Origin of the sequence: Paraniabella hibiscisoli, assembly GCF_022512515.1 — a bacterium.
In the GTDB taxonomy this organism is placed as follows: domain Bacteria; phylum Bacteroidota; class Bacteroidia; order Chitinophagales; family Chitinophagaceae; genus Niabella; species Niabella hibiscisoli.
Genome location: NZ_JAKWBK010000003.1, coordinates 443773 through 461473, shown reverse-complemented (window position 1 = coordinate 461473; position 17701 = coordinate 443773). Strand labels below are relative to the sequence as shown.

Sequence of the window (17701 nt, the reverse complement as noted above, 5' to 3'; positions counted from 1 at the left end):
AGGTATTCAATATTTTAATATAGTTCCTTAAATTTTAAACTTAAAATTATGAAAAGCGATTTTCAAATTCAAAAGGATGTAATGGAAGAATTAAGCTGGGACCTAGTGTAAGCAAAGCTGGATTGGGGGTAGCTGTAAAGGATGGGGTAGTTACGCTCTCAGGCCAGGTAGCATCTTATGCGCAAAAACTGGCTGCAGAGCGGGATGCAAAAAAGGTCTCAGGTGTGCGGGCGGTCGCCGAAGATATACTGGTGGGCGCGTCTCCGCTTTTTAAATGTACTGATGCTGAAATTGCCAAAGCAGTATTGGATGCCTTACTATGGCATTCGTTTGTTATAGAGGATAAGATAAAAATTAAGGTGGAAGATGGAATTGTAACATTGGAAGGCGAAGTAGAGTGGGACTATCAGCGAAACAGTGCTCAAATAGCTATCCAGGATCTGACAGGTGTAAAAAGTGTTCTAAATCTGATTCTGATAAAGCCTAAAGTAGTAGCAACAGATATAAGTGACAAAATAACAAAGGCTTTTGAACGCAGTGCAACGGTAGATGCGCGTAATGTCAAAGTAGAAGTTATTGGGTCCGAAGTTTTTTAAGCGGCACTGTGCGATCCTTTACGGAGAAGCAGAATGCAGCAGACGCGGCATGGAATGCGCCTGGCGTGTCCAATGTGAGAAATAATTTAAAAGTAGGAGTAAAAGAATATCCTGTTGACTAGAAAAAGGTGTTTTCCAATAGGTTTATAAACGTAACATCATTAATTTCTTGTTTGCTAAATGCTTATCGCTTAGCAAACGGGCTTGCCCATGGGCCTGCTTTTTGTGCCCATTAATAGGCTCACATATCTGTAACAACATGAGATTTGCAGTTAACAAATACCCGCGATCTGATTACCTTCAGATAGCGCTTGTTATGACAGGGTTTTAACAGGGCCTGGCAATAAAAATCTATTGTCCCGAATGGGAGAGCTTTTGAATTTGTGTAAGGTTAACCGGCTTTTAAAGAGTCAACCTTTGCTAAAGACCAGTAATGGCACTTTTATCTGAAAAGATAGCTCTTCAGATTTGTTGGAAAGAAAGATTTTTGAAATAGTGTTCTGTTTTGATTGGTAAACATTATTACTACCGAAGGTTTGATCAGTGATATCTTACGTTGGATATTCTGAACCAAAGAATGTATTCCGTCATTCCCTTCAAAATGAATTTTCATCCCATATTTATATGATTTTTTGAAAGCGAGGTTGATCGTTTTCTCGTCGAAAGCAACCTCGTTGGGCCAGGTAAAATGCAACACATCTATTTGCATTTTAAATGGATTTGCGAACGCCAAGACCTTTTCGAGCTCCCTGGAGTAATTTTGAAGATCTGCAGCATACAATACAGTCTTCATCGGTTTTGTTTTGTAGTGATGGGGAACAGCCATTACAGGAACCGGTGATTTGGTAATTAAGTTGCCGGTATTTGTTCCCAGCAACTTACCCAGCTTACCACTCCCTCTTGTACTCAGGCAAATATAGCTGATGTCTGCTTTGTCCCTGCAATACTCCAGCAGGGATAAATCGGGGCTTATACCTTGTAATACAATAAAGCTATGTTTACCAGGCTCAATATACATCTTTTTATAGGTGCTGGTAATAAAGCTTTTTAGTTTTTCATAACAGGCGTTTTCTTCATTTTTTGCGTATTTTTCAAAGTAGTCGTCTGACCAGGTAGATGGCTTCATTGTATTCAGCACATGTACAAAAATCAGTTCTGTTTTTTGATAATTTGCCCAGTTAATGGCAAACCTAATTCCACTTTTGGAGTTGGCCGAGAAATCCGTAGGTACCAGAATCTTTTTCATATTTTGGATATTTATGTGTTAAATGAGGTGGGGCGCGGAAACCCTTTTAGCCTGGTAGGTAAGATTACTTACATGTGAAGCGACATTACCGGCACATTGGACATTAAGGCAAGTTCTTTGGTATGGCTGGTTAAAAAAGGCGTTCGAAAAAATCATGTTTCTTCGGTGTTACCAATAGTAGGTCAATATTTCTTTTATCTACAAAGTCTGTAATGCCTTGATCAATATCTTTAGACTCGATAAAGTGATATTCATGATCGACACCCGGCAAAACCTCGCGAAGCAGCCCTGATTCGAAAACAATATCCGGATGGTATTGGGCATTGCTACCTGCATTCAATATGTGCAATTTTCCGCCAAAATCATTCACCAGCATTTTCACCTTTTCTACCGGTACCGTAGCAGCAACCTGAATTAAGTCACAAGCTATTGCGATATTTTTTAAACTCCTGAAATGTGCGTGCTCGGGTACAAGAATCAGCGGCCATTCAATATGTTTCATGGCGAATATAGCCTGGCTACCAAAAAAGAACCTTTTAGCAGCAGTTGATTTATGTATACCAAATATTACCAGGTAAGGATTAATTTTTTTACAGACTTTTGCGAGTTCGTCTAAAAAATCTCCAAGCCGTACTTCTGTTTTAATCTCAACATTGGTAACGGTGGCATTAGTTAGTTGCGATTGAAAATCATTCATAAGATCCTGGGCATCTTTTTCAATTTCGCCGCTTGATACAGCGTAGGAAATGTCACTGTAGCTGACAGGAAGTTGATACACATGCAAAACGTGCAGCGAAGCATTAAGGATAGCTGCTATCTCTGTGGCATACCTGGCGGCATTGATGGATGCCTTCGAGAAATCTGTTGCGACAAGAATAGTTTTCATACAAAAGAATTTATTTGCATTAATTTATCTAAGCTATTATGTATCGGCCTTGAAATCAATGATAGCGATCATTATTAGAACTGATTTCTATCATTGCACTAGCCTGCTATATGTATAAGTGTAGTTTGAAGGTTTTATTGCGGCAATTTAAAACACAAGGTTTTTGTATAGCTAAGTACCTTTTTGATATATATATACGTTTTATGGAACCAATTAGCAAGATTGCTTTAGCCACAATAGTATCATCTATATCATCTAAATAAACTTGTGTTTGGTGCTTTGTCTTATGCCAAATTGCTGCCTTGATAATACTAATATCAACACCATTGTTTCTCAGATGACTTGCAAAGCCATGGCGTAGCACGTAGCTTGTAGAAGTGCCTTGCCACCCAATCGCTTGAGCCATTAATTTGAAGTTTTCATTCAAGTCCTTTAATGCTGAATCTATCCTGGCATCGATTTTTCTCGGCGTGTCATGTACTGCCATGAGAAATGGAAATACATAGCCCGCATCTGATTGTTGAGGAAACTCCTTGAAAATTGTGAGTATGGCTAAAGATTTCTTGTGTAGTTCAAAATTGTACTCCCGTCTGTTTTTGATCGTTTATAAAATAATCCTTCGTTTTTGATTTTATCCCATTTGATTTTGCAGACATCAGCGAAGTTTATTCCTCGTGAGTAATATATGAATTGCAGCCCTTTTGAGAGCGAAATAATCTTGAATCTTTAGGTAATTTCAAACTCAGCATTGGTTGTAAAAATTGAGATTTAATGGCCCTCTTTTTTGTTCGGATTCTTTTGTAGGGTTTGAATTGAATGAAATTAGAAGGATGATACAGCTTTGGGCAAAGACCGTCCTTTATAGCCAGGTTGCATATCCTGTAATATGTCCTTAAATAGTTACTTATTGTTGATTGCGAGGTGCCGTTTGAGATTTGTTTCTCATATCGTTCATGAATGTCCTTGTTGAAGCTAATGAATTTTCGATCTTGATTATTCAATAGCTTATTCAAAGAAGACTTGAAGTATAAGAAAATATTGGCGTATCCAATTCTGCCGTCTTCCTCTAATTGTTCAATGATCATATCAGTATAGGTAATTATTTTCTGAGGTTTTTGACAAGTAGTTTAGGAACTTTTGTTTCTATTTTTTCTTTTATTTCAACTGGGGTTGCGATACGGCCTTCTCTTTCGGCGATGGCTATTTCGATATCTACTTTCTTCTTAAGTTCTTCAATTTTTTGAATTACTTTTAAGTAATGTGGGTTAGTATTGGTGGGTAGAGAATTATGGTTGTCCCAATTATCTTGGGAAGAACTGACGCCTGTAGAAAGGTATTCTACTTCCTTCATTGGTGTTATGCGAAGCCTTATTTAATGTTTCTCCTGGAATATAATTTAAGCGAGTTCTTTGAACTGATCTGCACTTCCCAATGATCGGTCTTTTAATGATTTCCATACACGCTACATTTTCTCCTGATAAAACCCTGATACAACTAAAAGCCCGATAAAACTAATTTAATTAGCAGAAAAAAACAATTGATAAAATTGTAAATTTTTGATAACCATTGTTGCGTATTTTATTTGTAACTGGTTGAAGTCAGCCAAAAGGCGGATGGCATGCAAGAGGTCGTCGGTTCGACTCCGATACCCTCCATGGGATAAAAAAATTACCTGATAATTCCGGATCCGAATCGATTTCATCCGGGTGGAAACAAGAGATTTCAAAACCTGATATGTGGCCTCCTCTTTAAAACAGGGTAACCATCCAGATACAGCAAATTACCTGATTTGTAAGCTATTTTACCTGCTGGGATAAAGTCCTGATTTTTTTTTGGAATATTATATAAAAAACCGGGTATGCATATACGTTTACTGATTGTCTTTTTGGCATTAACTATTAGTTCTTTCACATGGAAGGAGTGGCACTCGAAATTAGTAGAATTAAAGCCGGATGGCCGTTTAATATACAAGCCAGATTCTAGGGGAAATATATTACCCGATTTTAGCCGGGTAGGCTATGAAACAGGTAATGTTCCTATCCCCGATATACCTGTTGCTAAAACTATTGAGCCTGGCCCGCAGGCTGCAGATCAGATACAACAGGCTATTGACGAATTGGCTGGAAAGCCTTTAAGTAAATTGGGTTTTCGCGGAGCGATTGTTGTAAAAAAGGGCAGGTATTCTATCAAAGACCAGATAAAAATTAATGCCAGCGGTATCGTTTTGCGGGGTGAAGGGACGGGCACAACTTTTATTGCTGAAGGTACTGATAAGCGACCCCTGATAAAGGTATTGGGTGAAGGCAGCATGAAAGAAATTAAAGGCACAAGAACGGGTGTCAGAACCGAATATGTACCGGTTGGCAGTTTTTCGATACCTGTGGTATCAACAGCCGGTTTTAAAAAAGGAGATCGTATTATTCTGGAATGGAATGCAACACAGCAATGGATAGATGATTTAAAGATGAGCCGTATTGTGGAACGTCCCGGTACACAGCAATGGCAGGTAAAGGAATACCGTTTTCAATTCCAGCGGGAAGTAACAGCAATAAAAGGGAATGACCTGATTATTGACAACCCTGTGGTAATGGAAATGGATGCTAAGTATTGTTCCGCCTTTATTTATAAATATAACTTCAATGGAAGGATCCGGAATATTGGTGTAGAGAATCTCAATTGTGAGTCGGCATATACTGGGACACGTCAGAAGATCATTCCTGGGATGCGATCTCTTTTGATAAAGTAGAGCATGGCTGGGTTAGAAACGTGAATGCCCGTTATTTCGCTTATTCCTGTGTTAACCTGGGCCGGTTTAGTAAAAATATCTCGGTGCTTAATTGTTCCGGTACTGATCATAAATCGATAATAACCGGCGGCCGGCGTTATTCATTTAATAATGATGGCCAGCAAAACCTCTTCATGAATTGTGTGGCGAAAGATGGACGGCATGATTATGTGACAGGTGCCAGGGTTTGCGGTCCTAATGTGTTTTACAACTGTAAGGCAAGCAACACACATGCAGATATAGGACCACACCATCGCTGGGCGATGGGTACTTTATATGACAATATTGAAACCTCGGGCGAGATGAATGTGAGAGACCGTGGTAACTGGGGATCGGGTCACGGATGGCCGGGAGTAAATCAGATTTTCTGGAACTGCATTGCCAGAACCGTGGTCGTTGAAAGCCCATGGGTCTCCGGTAAAAATTATGCAATCGGTGTTAAAGGAAAAAAGTACCAGGCAGGCTGGAAGGCCGGCCCGATGGAGAATGGGAAGGTCATGAACAAGACGGGCTGCAACCTTCCTCTTTGTATCAGGCTCAATTGAAAGCAAGACAATTAGGCTTAAAAAGAAACTAAAATCTGCTGCATATTGAGGGCATCTGTGAGAGTGTTGTCGTTTACTATAGCAAATTCTTTAGCAACAAAACGCCCGTTTAAGGCGTATTATTGTTGGGATATATCTCGAGCTTATCTTCCTGCTGAATCTGTCATCATGCGTACCCATACACAGATGAATATGGATGGGTACTGCAAACCTGTTTTATTGTAAACCTGTTGTTTCTTTCTGACCAATAATTGCTGTACCGGCTACCCGGTTATTAATTAAACGAACGTTTTTAGCATCGTTCAAAAACAACCAGTAACGATGGTCAGGGTGCTCATAGTCAAATGTTGAGTTAGTAATAGCCAAATCTTTAACATGCCTTGCCCAAATGCCCCATGATGGCTGTGTCTTCAGGTTGGAAACATTATATTGTCCTACCCCCAGCTCCGGCGGATTAGCCGCTGTATCAGACGCAGGATGGCCGCCCTTAACGAGCAGGTGAATATCATTAAACCTGATATTGGTGATATATCCCGTATGAATACCATTGGGTAACGTGAAGGTAAGACCTCCTTCAACATGGTTGGCGGAGGGCAATGCATACCCTGCAACAATGGGCGATGCAATACGTTGGCTGCCGTCAAATTTCAGCCATCTCTTACTAGCTTTCCCATAAGAACTGCCTGCATAAACTTCTGAGATATCTATGCCGTTGAGCATAATGTTTTCCACCCTTCCGATATTAATATTCGTAACAAGCAATTCATTTCTTGTTGCACCATTTTCTGTGAATTTAAATAGTCGGGCTTCGGCTCCTAATACCCGCCCTCGATTAGAAATAGAAATAAAAAAGGAGTGTGTGTGCGCAGCATCTTTGAACGGCTATGTAAAGGGCCGGTTTCACCGCAGTTTAAGTGAATGTCTTTAACAAGGCCGCCATCGTTGGTAGAAATAGAAAAGCCGGCTTTATTGGCCCCCAATACATAAATATTATCAACGCATATATTGGTGATATCATCGGCCGTTTCAGAACCAATTTGAAAAAGATTACAATTGGTGTCGCCTATAATATTGCGTACCTTATAATTTTTTGCCGGCCGGGTGAACCCCAAAGAGCAGTCAGATCCGGGCTTTACTATATCGTCTGAACTTACCTTGGAGTAAATATTACGTACGTAAACATCATTACATCCCATAAAGTCGTAAATATCTCTTGCATTCGAACTGTTGTCTTTTGCGAAATAGGTATCATGCACATTAATCTGGTCCGTTCCGGTAGCCAGCAATACAAAATGTCCGGCCCTGTCAATTTTTAGCATGTTGTCTGTATTAAAGTCCCTGCCTTTATCGCTGGTTATGTAATACGCATCACTGGCGCTATCATACCATATATCTTCTTTCCTGTAAATGCCACCTATTTCAATACGGCTGCATAGCTTAAATGAAAACATTTTATCACTGCGATTATCCTGTTTGTTATCCATCACTTTGTCACTGGTAACCAGGTTGCCATTTCCCGTTATATAGCCATTGCCGGTAATTTTTATGTTATCCTCTCTTTCAGCAGTAAACATGGCGTTTCGAAAGTAGGTATGGCCCACATCCTGTTTGGTTAACCAGTTTTCAGGGTGGATATACGGCCCCATATCAGTTGGTGATAATCCTGACCTGTATTTTTTACTACTGAACCAGGTGAGCTCCGGAGCGTCGCCGCCCTTTAAAGCCTGAATGGTGGCGTCTTTATCCAGGTATAACCATACATTGCTTTTCAGGTGTACTGTTCTTAAGTTATAGGTACCACGGCTGAACAAAATGGTTCCGCCGCCCAAACGGTATAATGAATCTATGGCTGCGTTTATTTTGTCGGTATCATCGGTATCGCCTTTACCCGAAACGCCGAATTTCTTTATATCTACTTTCCCCGAAAAAAGACACGATATTGGAAGCTCCCTGGTGCTTGCCGCCCGAAACCAATATCCTGAACAGGTAAAGTTTTCCGGGTTGCAGTTCTTTTAGCTGGCCTATACCGTTTCTCATATCAACACTGGCATCGGAAGTAATCCAGCTTTTGCCTTCGTTGGTAGATTGCTGAATGATAATGCGCGAAGCTGAGATCCGTGGCCATTTTAAGGTGGTATAACTGTACCCGCCTGGCATGCCGGCCTGGTAGGTTGATGAATCCGGAATTCTCTGTAAATCAGTTACGGCCCGTGTTACAGTAACCATTGCATTTGATTCCGGGCTTTTCAGGATCTCTGGTTCGTGGGTAGTATAATAAGCTTTAAACCCATGAACACCGCTCGTAGAAAAGCCGGCTCCCTGTATTCTTATTTTTACATCTACGCCATTTGATGGGCGAAGATCGAGTCCCGTTAAAGTAATTTGCTTTCCATCTTTTGACCATTGCGCGTGTCCCGTTTTGTTATACGGGTAATTGGTACCGGTTCTGCCAATAGATTGTTGCTCAAGCTTCTGAAGCAGTACCTCTCCGCGACCGATAATATTAATGAAGGTATTACCGGGATCTGCTGTAAAATTCCTTGGCAATGTTATTACTATTGTTGTATTCGGGCTTCTCTGGCCCGCAGTGTAATTAATGATCAGATCTCCCCGGGTGCCGACGGTCCGGCGTGGTTGCTCAATATCCAGCATCCCTTTAAGCGCAGCGGGGCGCAAAGCAATAGGGTATTGTTTCACAGACCTGCCTTTTAAACGAATAAGCAGCCGGTCGCGGTGGCAATAACCCCTTCTTTTTTCTAAACCGGCAGGTGTAAGTATGGAGTAATCAGCGGCCAGGCAGGAAAAGTCTGAAACCAGATTCTTAACAGTTGGCGTAGTAGATTTTAAGCCTTCGTTTTCAGGGGTATCCACATCGAATAAATAAGTGGTACCTGTTATGATATAAAGGGTGTCATTACTTATCCTGCTTACATAACGCGAAGAAGGTAACAATGCCTTTTGAGCTGATATTGTTGCCGGAAAAAGAATGTGGCGGCAATGATCTTAAAAAAAGTGATTTCATTTTAAAGTAACTTGACGTGATAGTATAATAAATGCTTGTACAGTTTAAATAATTTAAACTGACAGAGGCTTGTGTTTTTTCTGATAGAGAAGAGGGCTCATGCCGGTAACCTGTTTAAAACATTTGTGAAAAGAAGTGAAATTATAAAAGCCACTATCATAGCAAATTTTCTTAATTGGATTATCGGTTTTTACCAGGAGTTTACAAACATGGGCTATTCTAAGCTCGGCGATAAATTGTGTATAGGTTTTTCTCGTTCTCAGTTTAAAAAAACGGCAAAAGGAATTAGGACGTACGCCCGCTATTTTTGCAATTTCGTCCAGTTGAATTTTCTTTCTGAAATTTTTAATAGTATACTCGTATACCTCGTTAATCCGTTCTTCTTCTGTAGCTCCGACATTTAACTGAATATCGGTAGAAGACAGGAAAAACTGATTTTTCCAGCCGGCTATTTTGGTAAGAATGGTTAACAAAGAAATGATCCGGTAAGGCCTGTCTGTATTCAAAACATTTTCAAAAGCATGTATCAATGCCTCATTCAATTCATCAATAAGGATTCCTCTTTTGGCGTTTTCCAAAAGTAACCTGATATCGGTATTTTCAGGAAGTTTTAAGAATTTTTGCCCCCAGAAAGATTCCAGGAAATGGATAGCAATTACATTGATACTTTCTTCAACATCTGTTTCATGATACCTGTCATCAAAGCGCCAATAATGCGGAACATGCGATCCGATCAGGCAAATAGTTCCCTCTGCGAAAAGCCTTACGTGATCGCCGATCAGTAACATCCCTGTTCCTTTAGCAATATATATCAGCTCTATTTCTTCATGGCAGTGCCAACGCCTGTTAATAGGGAAAAGATCGCGCCTGGCTTCAAAAGAGGTGCCGGGAGCAGGAGCGATTTTTAGCAAATGTGGTTTCATTCTGATTTTTAGACAAGTGTTGAAAGGTATTTTGGATTTGTAAACGAAATATACACCATAACTGAACGAGGGAATATATGAATGGTAAAATTGCTTATTACTTGGATAATAAGCCGGTCTTTTACCGTGTTAAAACGACTTTACTTGCAGTATAGATTAACGATTGCACATTCTTAAATAAAACTATATGACGTACTGCTTTAAAAAGAAGAGCCGCTATGTTTATCCATTGCCATTGGCTGTTATTATGCTGTTTGCATATTCACAGGTCCTGTATGCTGCAACAGGATACTCCGGCGGTAGTTCTAAAAATGAAATGAATTTGCTACAGCAAAAGAATATTAAGGTTACAGGAGTTGTGACGGATGCAAAGGGCGCACCCATTAAGGGCGTTTCGATCACCCAAAAAAGTTTGAAAGGTGGCACAATGACCGACGCAGAAGGCCGTTACTCGATATCGGTACCAGACGGGCAAACTGTACTTGTTTTTTCCGCTATAGGTTACCTGGAAAAGGAGGAGAACATTAATGACCGGGATAAAATAGACATTACTTTGTTCGAGTCCATTTCAGATCTGGATGATGTGGTAGTTATTGGCTACGGAACACAGAAAAAAGAGATGTTACTGGTGCTATCACATCTATTAGCGCAAAGCAGATAGAGGAGCGGCAGGCTGTTAATATTGCTGATGCCCTGCAGGGACAGGCAGCGGGATTGCTGGTAATTAATAATTCGGGCGAACCGGGAGCCGAGAGTTCTGTTACCATCCGTGGGGGATCTACTTTTTCCAGTGCCGGCAACGAACCCCTATATGTTATTGATGGAGTGGTGGGCGCTAACGGAAATAATATTAACCCTAACGATATCCAGTCTATTGAAATTTTGAAAGACGCCGCATCTTCAGCTATATATGGTTCCCGGGCTGCCAATGGTGTCATTATTATTACCACTAAAAAAGGGCAGGAGGGCAAACCGAAAATAGATGTACGCTATTTAAGAAACTATGGCTTCCTGGCTCATAAGCTGCGCCAGGCAAATGCCAGAGAAGTAAGGCTGTTCAGGCAAAAGCAAAGCCCCAACAGTTCTGGTGCCGGATCCAGTACAGATTCGCTGAATCCTGGTTTCAATGCCGATAATGATTACCAGGATGCCTTAACAAGAGTAGCGAAAAGAGACCAGGTAGACCTTGGTTTGAGCGGTGGTAGCAAAACGCTGAATTATTACACTAATATGCGGTATGTTAATGATCAGGGATTGATACTCAACAGCTGGGGTAAGCAGGTACAGGCCCGCACCAACCTGGATTTCGTGCCCAATGAAAAATTTAAATTTATTACCCGTTACCAGTTCGGGTATCGCAAACGCAATAATATTAATGAAGGCAATACGATCAACCAAACCTTTCAGCGACCTACTAATTTTACGCTCTATTACCCTGACGGTTCGCTTACAGGATATGTGAGTGGCAGGAGAAATCCATTGTCTGTTGCGTTATACGAAGTTAACAATGAGGAACAGTTTAACGCCCAATTGTTCAACGAGATCCAGTACGCTATTTTGAAGAACCTGAGGTTTACGACCAATTATACTTTTCTTTATACGCAGGGCTATGATCTTGATTTTTCTCCTAAGATCTTAAGCTCTAACACGCCGTTATCTAATAATGGGGGTGAAGGGTTTGACCGTTCCACGCAATGGCAATACCAGGCGTTTATAAATTATGATCCACGCTTTGGTAAAAACCATAGTATAAACCTTACAACTGGATTTAGTGCAGAAAAAGTGATAATAAAAGCACCTACACAGAGGCTAGAAATTATGCTACCGAAACAATCATAGCTATCAATTCGGCTCAAACGATATTGCCTGCTGAGTTTAATGCAAGCGGCAATACCCTGGCTTCTTTTTTGGCAGGTTAGGATATAGCTTTAAAGGAAAGTATACTATTAACGGCTCTGTACGCTACGACGGATCTTCAAGATTTGGAAAGGACAATAGCTGGGGTTTGTTTCCAACTATAGGTGCCGGATGGAGAATCTCTGATGAGCAGTTTATGCAGTGGGCCAAGCCTCTGTTATCGGACGCCCGCTTTAGAGCAAGCTACGGAAAAGTAGGTAATGAGCGCATCGGGAACTATGATGCTTTACAGCGGTATGGATTTGGCCGATATTACAATACGGTATCGGGTGTAGCTTTTGGTAATTCATTTGGCAATCCCAAGCTGGCCTGGGAGAGTTTGATCCAGGCGAACTTTGGTTTAGATATAAGCTTGTTGAAAAATCGCATTTCTATAGCCATTGATGTATACGATAAAACCACCAAAGATCTTTTGTATAACAGGCCACTTCCGAGAGAGACAGGCTTTAACAGCGTTCGGGTAAACCTCGGAAGTATTCAAACCAAAGGATTTGAGTTCCAGGTAAACGCAACAGCTATATCTACCAAAAATCTGAACTGGAATGTAGTGGCCAATTATTCGAGGTATAAAAGCATCGTAAAAACACTTTATAACGGGGAGTCATTTATTTCAGGTAATACAGCAGATGGAGGAAACGCCGGCTGGTTTATAAGAGAAGGCGGTCAGCTGGGAGATTTTTACGGATGGAAAGCCCTCGGCGTTTACGCTTATGATGAATCGAATGCTTATAATGAAAATTGGGACCGGCTCACACCTGATTTTGATGCAGCCGGAAAGTTCTCCGGATATAGTTACAATGGGCAGCCTTACACAGGCATCGTACAAAGTCTTTATGGACGGGGCAGTAAACTGCGTGGCGGGGATGTAATTTTTGAAAACCTGAACAGGGATAGTGTTATTGATGACAGGGATCGCCTGATACTGGGAAATGCACAACCTAAGTTTTTTGCTGCAATCATCAATACGCTGACGTACAAACAGCTTTCTTTATCATTTACCTTTAACACAACCTGGGGAAACAAGGTTTACAATAATGCTGCTCAAACACTCGATAATTACGGCACAACACATATTATTCCCAGGCCTCAAACTATTTATGAGGCATGGTTCAAACCTGGAGATATTACCAATGTACCCGAAGTCAGCCGCAGACAGACCACAGGTAATATGCGTATGAACGACCGTTTCCTGGAAGATGGTTCGTTTATAAGGCTGTCTTATGCACGACTTACCTATAATCTGAAACCACAATGGGCCAAAACTATTTTTTCCAGGGGAGCAAGCCTTTACGTTTATGGTTCCAATTTAGTTACATGGACGAACTACACCTGGTTTGATCCGGAGTTTCCCTCGGGAGATCCTCTGCAAATGGGACAGGACAACGGTCGTTATCCAAGGAGACGTGAAGTTGGAGTAGGAGTAAACGTTAACTTTTAAATGATTTGATATGATAAATATAATATACAGAAGTCTTTTAATTGCAGTACTGATCATCACCTTCAGCGGCTGTAAAAAGTTCCTGGAGCAAAATCCAAAAACGGAAATAGGTTCAACTGTTTTCTGGAAAACCGAAGACGATATTAAAGGGGTATAGCCGCGATGTATGACGGCATACAGGCCATCTTCGACAACGATTACACGTTGTATGGCGATGCAAGAACTGATGAGATCAGGGTGGGACAATATGGTAATATATCCTACGCCATGAACGGGTTGAGTGCGGGCATTACCGGTTCGGATTGGACCAATTTTTACATTACCATTGCAAGAGCCAACCTGGGGATTAAATATATCCCGATTGTTAAGCAGGAGCACCAGACGGGCATAGCTCAAAGCGCCATTAATCATTACCTGGCTCAATGTTATACTACAAGGGCATTATGCTATTTTTGGTTAATTCGCCTCTGGGGGATGTTCCCGTATGGACCGAACCCTACGAAGATATCAGCCTGAGCCCGGATAAACCCAAAACATCGAGGAATTTAATAGTGGATACACTTATTCTTAAAGATCTTGAAATGGCGGCCAGCCTTGCTAACCCCGCTCTGAATAATGTATTTGAGGCGAATGTCGGCGGAACTTATGCACTGCAAATGGATGTGGCCATGTGGAAGAAGGATTATCAATTAGCCAAAGATGCCTATGATAAATTAATGGCGTTAAAAAAGTATAGTCTTGAGCCTACCGCCACATGGAAAAATCTCTTTATTGCACCCGCTTCTACAAAGGAGTCGATATGGAGTGTATATTGGGATTGGACATTAGATGGCGGAGCTGAAGTGTCTACCTTAATTGGCGCCGGCAATACCAATAGTGATTTTGAGGTAGAAGATTCTGTATGGACCTATTGGACTACCACAGTTTCTGATATCCGCGGACCCCAAACCATCGATTTTAAAAATACCAGTCACGATAAGTTTTTAAAATTTTATGCACCTAATCTCAACGCCAGTGGTAATCAGGTATATCCTAACGGAGCAGAAGCCAATATATTATTCCCGATCTATCGCTGGGCCGACATTGTTTTGCTGCGCGCAGAAGCCGCCAATAAACTCAATGATCCCGGCACCGCTCTCAGCCTTTTAAACCAGGTGCGTGCCAGGGCTGGCGTTACCGCTTACCGTGCCGATTCCCTGAATAATCAAACGATTATGGAATCGGCAATACTGGAAGAAAGAAAGCTTGAATTATATATGGAGGCCAAACGTTGGTTTGATCTTTTAAGAACCGACAAAGTGATTGAAGTGATGGATCCGATATTAAGAAGAAGGCAAATTCAAAGAAATTCACCTGCAACCGGTTGGGGCGATCCCAGAACTATTCTTTGGCCCATTCACAGAAATGTACTCAATGCTAATACAAAGTTGGAGCAAAATCCTCCGTATTAATTAGTGAAGTTATTGAATGACCGCGTTTTCCGCGTTCCGTTTACAAGAAGATATGTTTTGAGTGTTGGTAAAAGCGCTCATGATTAAACAAATTATTAGAAATGAAAAAAATATACTCATCCCTTTATGTAGCATCCTGGTGGTGCTGCTGGTAATGAATTCGGGTTGCAAAAAGCTATTTGGACTGGAACGTCAGAAAAGCTGGGATTTTGAACCGGTAGTGCTGGATCCCCACATCAATCGTACAGCCTGGCAGTTCCTGAAAGACTATGCAACGGGCCCTACACGACAGGACTCCGTTTTTACAGGATGTACCAGGCTATTGTTTATTCAGGCATTGATAGTAACCTTTATTTGCAAAATAACAAGACATTTATATTTCTTCACAATGATGCAGTGTACAGGCTTGCGAGTAACAGGATCACGGCGGATTGTTATTTTGGATACCATAAAATAGGAACTGCCACTGGAACCAAATGGGAAGATTATCCAAAGGATTCAGTGAAAAACTGGCTGTTGTACTTAATAGCAGAAGGTGAGCATAACTTTGGTGGTGTAGGTCCTACACCTGTAAAGGCTAAGACTTTACAACCGCCGAACACTTATGCCAATAATCCAGAAAGCGTGATCTATTTTAGCGTGGTGAATGATCAGAACATGAAGTTCAGGATCAATGATTTTATAGGAAGTAAAATGATGACACAAACCCGGGCTGCGGGTTTTATATCAACAAATGGTCCTGTGCATATTGTAGATAGAGTAGTAGATTACATCCCATAAAGACGAGTATATAATGATGAAGTATTGGTTTCTTTTTATTTCAATGGCTTTCCAGTTTTGCGCCGCAGCGCAGCAATCGGTAAGGCTGATTAACGACTGGCAGTTTCTTAAGCAAGACCTGGGCGGTATATGGGAGGCCGTGCGACCGGGGAAGGAAGGCAGCCCCGAATTAGTACCGCTGTGGAGCAAGGTAAGCCTGCCTCATTGTGCCAACGAAAAAGACGCAGTAGATCCGGACGTGAATTATTACCAGGGACCCATGTGGTATAAAACACAGCTGGATGTAAAGAACCCTTATGACGGAGGAAGAACATTGCTGCATTTTGAAGGGGCTGGACAGAAAACCCAGGTATATGTATATACTACCAAAGTGGGGGAGCACGTAGGAGGTTATGATGAATGGAGTGTAGATATAACAGAAGCCGTAGCCTCTTTCCGGGAAAATAAAGAATTGGTAAAAGCGTTTAAAGGCAAAGTGCCGTTGTCTGTACGTTGTGATAATTCGCGCGACCTGGAGATGATGCCATCTGATCTTTCCGATTTTAATGTATATGGTGGTTTGTATCGTTATGTGAATCTAGTTTATCAGCCATCACTCTATATCAGTGGCCTGTTTGCTACTCCTGTAGTTGCTGCAAATAGTAAATCGGCTATAGTAAATGTAAAGGTGCGTTTTGAGAATCCCGGCCATTTGGCAACAGCACAATTATCGATAAAAATAAAAGATCCGCTCGGCAGGGAAGTTCAAAAGATAGAAAAGCAGTTACAGCAGCTGAGCGGTGACATTGAAGCAGGAGATCTGATCGTTAAAAATCCCAGGCTTTGGAGCACCGACCAGCCGGTATTGTACACGCTGGAAGCCACTGTTACATCCGGCACAGGTACTCAAACAACTCAAACGCGTATTGGATTCAGAAGCTTTGAATTTGTAAAAAAGGACCGTTTTTATTAAATGGAAAGAGATTGCTGTTGAGAGGCACACACCGGCATGAAGACCATGCAGGGGTAGCGGCTGCAATGACAGAAGACCTGATGCGGGAGGAGATGATTGCAATGAAGGAAATGGGCGTGAATTTTATCCGCCTTGGACATTATCAGCAATCGCGGGTGATCCTGGATCTTTGTGACAGCCTGGGTATTTTGGTGTGGGAAGAAATTCCCTGGTGTCGGGGAGGTTTGGGCGGACCGGTATACCAGGAGCAGGGTAAACGCATGCTGCGCAATATGATCGGGCAGCATTATAATCATCCTTCAATAATTATCTGGGGACTGGGAAATGAGAATGACTGGCCTAACGATTTCCCTGAGTTTGATCAGCAAAAGATACGTGCTTATATGAAAGAATTGCATGACCTGTCTCATCAGTTAGATCCCACGAGAAAGACCGCTATCCGGCGTTGCGATTTTTGTAAAGATATTGTGGATGTATATTCGCCCTCGATCTGGGCCGGTTGGTACCGCGGCATTTACACCGAGTACAAAGAGGTTTCAAAGGCTGAATTTGATAAGGTAGATCATTTTCTTCATGTAGAATGGGGCGGCGACAGCCATGCGGGAAGACATTCAGAAACCCCTGATAGGGCTTTACAAAATATTAAAACAACCGGCACCGCTGATGAAAGAGCCGGCGATGCCTCCCTGTATGGAGGTGCTGCCAGGGCTTCCAAAGATGGTGATTGGAGTGAGACCTATATTTGCAACCTGGTAGACTGGCATTTAAAAGAACAGGAAACCATGCCCTGGCTAACCGGTACAGCCCAGTGGCCGTTTAAGGATTTTTCAACACCTGTACGGCCCGAGAACCCGGTGCCCTATATGAACCAAAAAGGCGTAGTTGAAAGAGATCTTACAAAAAAGAAGCCTACTATGTATTTCAATCTTACTGGACCAGCCAACCTATGGTACGTATTTACGGGCATTCATGGCCGGTACGCTGGGGTAACGGGAATGAAGAGAAAATGATCAAAGTGTATTCCAATTGTGACGAAGCGGAGCTGTTTGTAAATGGTAAATCGTATGGTATTAAAAAAGAAATAGCCAGGACTTTCCTGCCGCCGGTCTGCGCTGGAGCCTGTCTTTTAAAAAAGGCGCTAATCAGGCATATGTAATTGC

General features: G+C 41.7%; 24 protein-coding genes. 15 read left to right on the top strand and 9 right to left on the bottom strand.

Features of this window, described 5'->3' with window-relative positions:
- Positions 1–122 precede the first annotated feature (122 nt).
- Together MKP07_RS33710 and MKP07_RS41705 are read left to right on the top strand one after the other, a co-directional pair.
- On the top strand, positions 123–596 hold the full coding sequence (locus MKP07_RS33710; RefSeq protein WP_317236202.1) for a BON domain-containing protein: 474 nt from the start codon (positions 123–125) through the stop codon (positions 594–596).
- A gap of 8 nt (positions 597–604) precedes the next feature.
- On the top strand, positions 605–718 hold the full coding sequence (locus MKP07_RS41705; protein WP_317236201.1) for a BON domain-containing protein: 114 nt from the start codon (positions 605–607) through the stop codon (positions 716–718).
- Positions 719–1038: 320 nt separating this feature from the next.
- Here MKP07_RS41705 and MKP07_RS33705 read toward each other — a convergent pair whose 3' ends face one another.
- The 5 genes from MKP07_RS33705 to MKP07_RS33690 form a co-directional block, all read right to left on the bottom strand.
- Positions 1039–1842, bottom strand: coding sequence for a universal stress protein (locus tag MKP07_RS33705; RefSeq protein WP_240852440.1), 804 nt, complete (start codon positions 1840–1842; stop codon positions 1039–1041).
- 130 nt (positions 1843–1972) lie between these two features.
- A complete protein-coding gene (locus MKP07_RS33700; RefSeq protein WP_240852439.1) occupies positions 1973–2728 on the bottom strand; it encodes a universal stress protein in 756 nt (251 codons plus the stop codon).
- A 106-nt stretch (positions 2729–2834) separates the two neighbouring features.
- The gene (locus MKP07_RS33695) at positions 2835–3215 is read right to left on the bottom strand and encodes a tyrosine-type recombinase/integrase (protein ID WP_240852438.1); all 381 of its coding nucleotides are present in this window, start codon (positions 3213–3215) and stop codon (positions 2835–2837) included.
- 178 nt (positions 3216–3393) lie between these two features.
- Positions 3394–3828, bottom strand: a complete 435-nt coding sequence (locus tag MKP07_RS43340; RefSeq protein WP_394803760.1) for a phage integrase SAM-like domain-containing protein — start codon at positions 3826–3828, stop codon at positions 3394–3396.
- Complete coding sequence (locus MKP07_RS33690) at positions 3828–4088, bottom strand: hypothetical protein (protein ID WP_317236234.1); 261 nt, start codon at positions 4086–4088, stop codon at positions 3828–3830. Before MKP07_RS33690 ends, MKP07_RS43340 begins: the two co-directional genes overlap by 1 nt.
- A 498-nt stretch (positions 4089–4586) precedes the next feature.
- On the opposite strand from MKP07_RS33690, the gene MKP07_RS33685 reads away from it, so the two are divergent.
- Positions 4587–5474, top strand: a complete 888-nt coding sequence (locus tag MKP07_RS33685; RefSeq protein WP_240852436.1) for a hypothetical protein — start codon at positions 4587–4589, stop codon at positions 5472–5474.
- Positions 5475–5494: 20 nt separating this feature from the next.
- Positions 5495–6058, top strand: coding sequence for a hypothetical protein (locus MKP07_RS33680; RefSeq protein ID WP_240852435.1), 564 nt, complete (start codon positions 5495–5497; stop codon positions 6056–6058).
- Between the two features lie 216 nt (positions 6059–6274).
- Here MKP07_RS33680 and MKP07_RS33675 read toward each other — a convergent pair whose 3' ends face one another.
- The 4 genes from MKP07_RS33675 to MKP07_RS33660 all read right to left on the bottom strand — a co-directional run bounded on the left by MKP07_RS33675 (position 6275) and on the right by MKP07_RS33660 (position 10003).
- Positions 6275–6820: a hypothetical protein gene (locus MKP07_RS33675; protein WP_240852434.1), complete on the bottom strand. Its 546-nt coding sequence runs from the start codon at positions 6818–6820 to the stop codon at positions 6275–6277.
- 53 nt (positions 6821–6873) lie between these two features.
- Complete coding sequence (locus MKP07_RS33670; protein ID WP_240852433.1) at positions 6874–7887, bottom strand: glycoside hydrolase family protein; 1014 nt, start codon at positions 7885–7887, stop codon at positions 6874–6876.
- 55 nt (positions 7888–7942) lie between these two features.
- Positions 7943–9010 (bottom strand): hypothetical protein, encoded by a 1068-nt coding sequence (locus MKP07_RS33665; RefSeq protein ID WP_240852432.1) that lies wholly within the window; start codon positions 9008–9010, stop codon positions 7943–7945.
- 123 nt (positions 9011–9133) lie between these two features.
- Positions 9134–10003 (bottom strand): AraC family transcriptional regulator, encoded by an 870-nt coding sequence (locus MKP07_RS33660; RefSeq protein ID WP_240852431.1) that lies wholly within the window; start codon positions 10001–10003, stop codon positions 9134–9136.
- A 187-nt stretch (positions 10004–10190) separates the two neighbouring features.
- Here MKP07_RS33660 and MKP07_RS33655 point away from each other — a divergent pair, with 187 nt between their 5' ends.
- The 11 genes from MKP07_RS33655 to MKP07_RS33605 all read left to right on the top strand — a co-directional run bounded on the left by MKP07_RS33655 (position 10191) and on the right by MKP07_RS33605 (position 17697).
- Positions 10191–10664, top strand: a complete 474-nt coding sequence (locus MKP07_RS33655) for a carboxypeptidase-like regulatory domain-containing protein (protein ID WP_240852430.1) — start codon at positions 10191–10193, stop codon at positions 10662–10664.
- On the top strand, positions 10637–11842 hold the full coding sequence (locus MKP07_RS33650; protein WP_317236233.1) for a TonB-dependent receptor plug domain-containing protein: 1206 nt from the start codon (positions 10637–10639) through the stop codon (positions 11840–11842). Before MKP07_RS33655 ends, MKP07_RS33650 begins: the two co-directional genes overlap by 28 nt.
- A gap of 166 nt (positions 11843–12008) precedes the next feature.
- Positions 12009–13358 (top strand): SusC/RagA family TonB-linked outer membrane protein, encoded by a 1350-nt coding sequence (locus MKP07_RS33645; RefSeq protein ID WP_394803743.1) that lies wholly within the window; start codon positions 12009–12011, stop codon positions 13356–13358.
- Between the two features lie 10 nt (positions 13359–13368).
- Positions 13369–13515 carry a RagB/SusD family nutrient uptake outer membrane protein gene (locus tag MKP07_RS33640; protein WP_240852429.1) on the top strand — a complete coding sequence of 49 codons (147 nt, stop codon included), beginning with the start codon at positions 13369–13371 and terminating at the stop codon, positions 13513–13515.
- Between the two features lie 5 nt (positions 13516–13520).
- On the top strand, positions 13521–13874 hold the full coding sequence (locus tag MKP07_RS33635; protein ID WP_240852428.1) for a RagB/SusD family nutrient uptake outer membrane protein: 354 nt from the start codon (positions 13521–13523) through the stop codon (positions 13872–13874).
- Positions 13802–14809 carry a RagB/SusD family nutrient uptake outer membrane protein gene (locus MKP07_RS33630; protein WP_240852427.1) on the top strand — a complete coding sequence of 336 codons (1008 nt, stop codon included), beginning with the start codon at positions 13802–13804 and terminating at the stop codon, positions 14807–14809. Before MKP07_RS33635 ends, MKP07_RS33630 begins: the two co-directional genes overlap by 73 nt.
- A gap of 79 nt (positions 14810–14888) precedes the next feature.
- Complete coding sequence (locus MKP07_RS33625) at positions 14889–15266, top strand: hypothetical protein (RefSeq protein WP_240852426.1); 378 nt, start codon at positions 14889–14891, stop codon at positions 15264–15266.
- A 44-nt stretch (positions 15267–15310) separates the two neighbouring features.
- A complete protein-coding gene (locus MKP07_RS33620; protein ID WP_240852425.1) occupies positions 15311–15589 on the top strand; it encodes a hypothetical protein in 279 nt (92 codons plus the stop codon).
- Positions 15590–15602: 13 nt separating this feature from the next.
- Positions 15603–16541, top strand: coding sequence for a sugar-binding domain-containing protein (locus tag MKP07_RS33615; RefSeq protein ID WP_240852424.1), 939 nt, complete (start codon positions 15603–15605; stop codon positions 16539–16541).
- 17 nt (positions 16542–16558) lie between these two features.
- A complete protein-coding gene (locus tag MKP07_RS33610; protein WP_240852423.1) occupies positions 16559–17551 on the top strand; it encodes a glycoside hydrolase family 2 TIM barrel-domain containing protein in 993 nt (330 codons plus the stop codon).
- Positions 17488–17697, top strand: coding sequence for a DUF4982 domain-containing protein (locus MKP07_RS33605; RefSeq protein WP_317236200.1), 210 nt, complete (start codon positions 17488–17490; stop codon positions 17695–17697). The genes MKP07_RS33610 and MKP07_RS33605 overlap by 64 nt, the downstream gene beginning before the upstream one ends.
- The last annotated feature ends 4 nt before the right edge of the window (positions 17698–17701 follow it).

Bases quoted from the DNA above. Each gene is read 5' to 3' on its own strand.
- MKP07_RS33615 (WP_240852424.1), top strand. From the start codon at position 15,603: ATGATGAAGTATTGGTTTCTTTTTATTTCAATGGCTTTCCAGTTTTGC.
- MKP07_RS33640 (WP_240852429.1), top strand. From the start codon at position 13,369: ATGATAAATATAATATACAGAAGTCTTTTAATTGCAGTACTGATCATC.
- MKP07_RS33695 (WP_240852438.1), bottom strand. From the start codon at position 3,215: ATGGCAGTACATGACACGCCGAGAAAAATCGATGCCAGGATAGATTCA.
- MKP07_RS33685 (WP_240852436.1), top strand. From the start codon at position 4,587: ATGCATATACGTTTACTGATTGTCTTTTTGGCATTAACTATTAGTTCT.
- MKP07_RS33655 (WP_240852430.1), top strand. From the start codon at position 10,191: ATGACGTACTGCTTTAAAAAGAAGAGCCGCTATGTTTATCCATTGCCA.
- MKP07_RS33605 (WP_317236200.1), top strand. From the start codon at position 17,488: ATGGTACGTATTTACGGGCATTCATGGCCGGTACGCTGGGGTAACGGG.
- MKP07_RS33660 (WP_240852431.1), bottom strand. From the start codon at position 10,003: ATGAAACCACATTTGCTAAAAATCGCTCCTGCTCCCGGCACCTCTTTT.
- MKP07_RS33625 (WP_240852426.1), top strand. From the start codon at position 14,889: ATGATTAAACAAATTATTAGAAATGAAAAAAATATACTCATCCCTTTA.
- MKP07_RS33705 (WP_240852440.1), bottom strand. From the start codon at position 1,842: ATGAAAAAGATTCTGGTACCTACGGATTTCTCGGCCAACTCCAAAAGT.
- MKP07_RS33700 (WP_240852439.1), bottom strand. From the start codon at position 2,728: ATGAAAACTATTCTTGTCGCAACAGATTTCTCGAAGGCATCCATCAAT.
- MKP07_RS33630 (WP_240852427.1), top strand. From the start codon at position 13,802: ATGCTATTTTTGGTTAATTCGCCTCTGGGGGATGTTCCCGTATGGACC.
- MKP07_RS33635 (WP_240852428.1), top strand. From the start codon at position 13,521: ATGTATGACGGCATACAGGCCATCTTCGACAACGATTACACGTTGTAT.